We start from the raw sequence: 4036 nt of genomic DNA on the forward strand, positions 1-4036 counted from the left end.
CCGCCCCCGCCGACCCGCCCGGCTGCACCCGTACCGACCTGCCGGCCGGTGGCGTCCACATCGTGTGCGTCCAGGGCGTCCCCGCCGGCGCGTCCCTCGACGGGACCGACAAGGCGGACGTCATCGAGGTCAGGGGCGGCGACGCCGCCACCGGCCATCTGTCCGGCACGGTCAATGGTCTCGGCGGGGACGACGTCATCACCGTCGACAGAATCCTCGCCGGTGGGATCGACGGCGGTGACGGCGACGACAAGATCACCGTGACCGACACGGACGGCTGGAGCGTCCAGGGCGCCATCCGCGGCGGCGCGGGCGACGACACCATCACCACCGGTTCCGTGTCGTACCGGGGGCGCGTCGACGGCGGCGCCGGGAACGACGTGATCACCACCGGCACCGTGACCGCCACCAGCGTCGACGGCGGCGACGGTGACGACATCCTCCGCATCGCGGCCTACCGCGTGCCCGGGTACGACAAGACGAGCCGTATCGACGGCGGGCCGGGCGACGACACCATCACGGTCGGATCGTTGGGCGGCCCGGTCCACGGCGGGCCCGGTGCGGACGCGATCACGGTGGGCAGTACGGCCCCCATCGATTCCCGTCTCCCCAAACCCGCCACCGTCGACGGCGACGAAGGCGACGACGTCATCCGCGTCGGGGCGGTCGGCGCCGACTCCGAGTCGCGCCGCACCTACATCCGAGGGGGTGCCGGGGCCGATCTCATCGAGGTGCCGTCCGCCGGGCAGGCCGGATACGTCACGGTCTCCGGGGACGACGACGATGACGTCATCCAGGGGCCGGGCGGCACAGCGGTCGTCCTCGGCCCGTACGGGACCGTCGACGGCGGCAAGGGCGACAACCTCTGCCGTACCGACAACCGCCTCGGCGGGACCGTCGTCAACTGCCGGGCGGTGTGAGGACGGTGATGAACCTCAGAAGACTCTGCGCCGCCCTCGCCCTCGCCGTGACCGCCACCCTGTCGGCGTCACCCGCGCACGCGGCCACCACCACCGCCGCGCCCGCCACCACCGCCGACCCCGCCGATCCGCCCGGTTGCGTCCGCTATCCGCTCTCCGACGGCGGCGAACGCATCGTCTGCACGCAGGGGATCCCCGCCGGCGCGACTCTCAACGGCACCGACCGGAACGACATCATCGACATCTCCCTCAACGGCATCGTCCGCGGCACGGTCAACGGCCTGGGCGGCGACGACATCATCATCGTCCACCAGGTCCTGTCCGGCAGCGTGAACGGCGGTGACGGCGACGACGAGATCACCGTGACCGGCAAGGGCGACCAGTACGGCGACGAGAACGTCAGAGGAAACATCGACGGAGGGGCGGGCGACGACACCATCTCCACCGGCGGCGTCGTCCGGGGAACGGTCAGCGGCGGTGACGGCGCCGACGTCATCGAGACCGGAACGGTCGCCGTCAACAGCACGATCAACGGCGGCGCGGGCAACGACACGATCCGTGTCACCGAGCTCGACAAGAGCGGGCGGTTCGACCGCTCCGTCGTCGAGGGAGGTGACGGCGACGACACCATCGTCATCGAAAGCGCGGACGGGGACGTGAACGGCGGCAAGGGCAACGACTCGATCACCGTCGACAGGGTGGAGGGCGGCGGGTACGGCCACCAGCTTCACATCCGCGGCGGCGAGGGCGACGACACCATTCGTACCGGCGCCTTCGGTGGCACCGAGACGAACACCGGAAGCATCGACGGAGGTCCGGGCGCCGACGTCATCGAGGTGCCGGAAATCGGGCAGGTCAACCCCGCCACCGTCCAAGGCGGCGAGGGCGACGACATCATCCGTGGCCCGGGCGGCACGGCCCTCGTCGTCGGCCCCCACGGAACCGTCGACGGCGGCGCGGGCATGAACACCTGCCGCATCGACAACCGCGTGGGCGGCACCGTCGCCAACTGCCGGGCGTAGCGCCCGGGACCGTCCACCGTCTGCCTGGACGTCCTGCCTAGACGTCCTCGGAGACGCTGCGGGCCCGCATGGTCATCGGGCCGCCGAGCTCGGCGACCATGACACGGCCCGCTTCCTCGGCCAGCTGCTCCTCCGGGCCGAGCGCGTCCGTGTCGAGGCCGTCGAGCTCGGCCAGCGGCTGGTCGAGGCGGACGTGCGCGACGAGCGACTGGAGGGCTCGCAGACAGGCGGAGGCGGTGGGGCCCCAGTTGGAGAGGTAGGAGAACTGCCACCACCACAGGGCCTCGCTGACGCGGCCGTCACGGTAGTGGGCCATGCCGTGACGGAGGTCGGTGATGATGTCGGCGAGGTCGTCGGAGATCCGGGAGGCGACGGGCGCGCTGCGCGGGACGTAGGGGTCGAAGACCTCGGAGTAGACGTCGACGGGGTCGAGCATGGTGGCGAACCGCTCGCGGAGCTCGTCGACGTCCGGCTCGGGGCCGACGTCGGGCTCGTAGCGCTCGTCGGGGACGAAGTCCTCGTGCGCGCCGAGGCGGCCTCCGGTGAGGAGGAGCTGGGAGACCTCCAGGAGCAGAAAGGGCACGGCGCTGTCGGGTTCGTCGCCTCGGGAGACCTCGGTGACGGCCACGATGAAACTCTCGATCGAGTCCGCGAGCGAGACGGCGAAGTCGTCCGGATCGCGCTTGGCGTCGTGCAGCGTTGCGTCAGACATCGAGAAGTCTTCTCCCTTCGAAGGCACGGCCGAGCGTGACCTCGTCGGCGTATTCGAGATCCCCGCCCACGGGCAGACCGCTGGCCAGCCGGGTGACCTTCAGCCCCATGGGCTTCACCATGCGCGCGAGGTACGTGGCGGTGGCCTCGCCCTCGAGGTTGGGGTCGGTGGCCAGGATCAGCTCGGTGACCGTGCCGTCCGCGAGCCGGGCCAGCAGCTCGCGGATCCGCAGGTCGTCCGGGCCGACGCCCTCGATGGGGCTGATCGCCCCGCCGAGGACGTGGTAGCGGCCGCGGAACTCGCGCGTCCGCTCGATGGCGACGACGTCCTTGGGCTCCTCCACGACACAGATGACCGTGGCGTCGCGGCGCGGGTCCTGGCAGACCCGGCAGCGCTCCTCCTGCGCGACGTTGCCGCAGACCGCGCAGAAGCGGACCTTGGCCTTCACCTCGGTCAGGGCGTGGGCGAGCCGGCGGACGTCGGCGGGCTCGGCCTGAAGGATGTGGAAGGCGATCCGCTGCGCGCTCTTGGGACCGACGCCGGGCAGCCTGCCCAGCTCGTCGATGAGGTCCTGGACCACGCCTTCATACACGGATCGGGTTCTCCTTCGGCTTCGTCTGCTTCTTCGGTTCGGTGGTGGGGGTCAGAACGGGAGACCCGGGATGCCGCTGCCGCCGCCCCCCAGGCCCTGGGCGAGGGGGCCGAGCTTCTGCTGCTGCATCTTCTGGGCGGTCTCGTTGGCGTCGCGCACGGCGGCCACGACGAGGTCCGCGAGGGTCTCGGTGTCCTCCGGGTCGACGGCCTTGGGGTCGATGACCAGGCTCTGGAGCTCGCCGGCACCGGTGACGGTGGCCTTGACCAGGCCGCCGCCGGCCGTGCCGTCCACGAGGGTGCGCGCCAGCTCCTCCTGGGCCTTGGCGAGGTCCTGCTGCATCTTCTGGGCCTGCTGGAGCAGCTGCTGCATATTGGGCTGACCACCGGGGAACACGGATTCGCTCCTGGCTCTCGACGACTCAATGCTTCCGAATGCTTCGGTAGCCCGAGCCTACGTGCTCACCGGGCGGTACGCCCTACGCCGCAGGAAGGAGAACGGGCGCGTGGGTGCGCTTGGCGCTGCGCGCGCTCCTGACCTGCGGCTTCATGCCCGCCTGTGAGCGCCGGTGAGCTACTTCTCGCCCGCCCTGGCCCGTTTTCGCACCCGTCTTCTCGCCCGTTTCCTCGTCCGTCACTCGTTGGCGATTTCCTCGATGACGGTCGCTCCGAGCTCGCGCACGATCAGGTCGTGGCCGGTCAGGGCGGTGTCGTCGAGATCCGGGTCGTCCTCGGCGGGGATGTCGTCCTCGGGGGCGACGGGCGGGGCCTCGGGCTCCCCGCCGCCGTAC

5 protein-coding genes are annotated in these 4036 nt (G+C 71.2%); 2 read left to right on the top strand and 3 right to left on the bottom strand.

Annotated features, from left to right (window positions below):
- A partial coding sequence (locus K6I33_RS32595) for a hypothetical protein (RefSeq protein WP_229358223.1) occupies nt 1-920 on the top strand: 920 nt, incomplete at its 5' end.
- 8 nt (nt 921-928) lie between these two features.
- The gene (locus K6I33_RS32600; RefSeq protein ID WP_229358225.1) at nt 929-1942 is read left to right on the top strand and encodes a calcium-binding protein; all 1014 of its coding nucleotides are present in this window, start codon (nt 929-931) and stop codon (nt 1940-1942) included.
- Between the two features lie 37 nt (nt 1943-1979).
- Here the strand turns inward: K6I33_RS32600 and K6I33_RS32605 are convergent, their stop codons facing one another.
- Genes K6I33_RS32605 through K6I33_RS32615 form a run of 3 tightly spaced genes read right to left on the bottom strand, consistent with a single transcriptional unit; the run spans nt 1980 to nt 3642 of the window.
- Nucleotides 1980-2654 (bottom strand): DUF5063 domain-containing protein, encoded by a 675-nt coding sequence (locus K6I33_RS32605; RefSeq protein WP_229358227.1) that lies wholly within the window; start codon nt 2652-2654, stop codon nt 1980-1982.
- A complete protein-coding gene (recR, locus tag K6I33_RS32610; RefSeq protein WP_229358229.1) occupies nt 2647-3246 on the bottom strand; it encodes a recombination mediator RecR in 600 nt (199 codons plus the stop codon). The genes K6I33_RS32605 and recR overlap by 8 nt, the downstream gene beginning before the upstream one ends.
- A gap of 51 nt (nt 3247-3297) precedes the next feature.
- On the bottom strand, nt 3298-3642 hold the full coding sequence (locus tag K6I33_RS32615) for a YbaB/EbfC family nucleoid-associated protein (protein WP_229358231.1): 345 nt from the start codon (nt 3640-3642) through the stop codon (nt 3298-3300).
- Nucleotides 3643-4036: the final 394 nt, after the last annotated feature.

Origin of the sequence: Streptomyces sp. UNOB3_S3 (assembly GCF_020740895.1) — a bacterium.
Taxonomy (GTDB): domain Bacteria; phylum Actinomycetota; class Actinomycetes; order Streptomycetales; family Streptomycetaceae; genus Streptomyces.

Coding starts and splice junctions, on each gene's coding strand:
- K6I33_RS32600 (WP_229358225.1), top strand. CDS start 929: ATGAACCTCAGAAGACTCTGCGCCGCCCTCGCCCTCGCCGTGACCGCC.
- K6I33_RS32605 (WP_229358227.1), bottom strand. CDS start 2,654: ATGTCTGACGCAACGCTGCACGACGCCAAGCGCGATCCGGACGACTTC.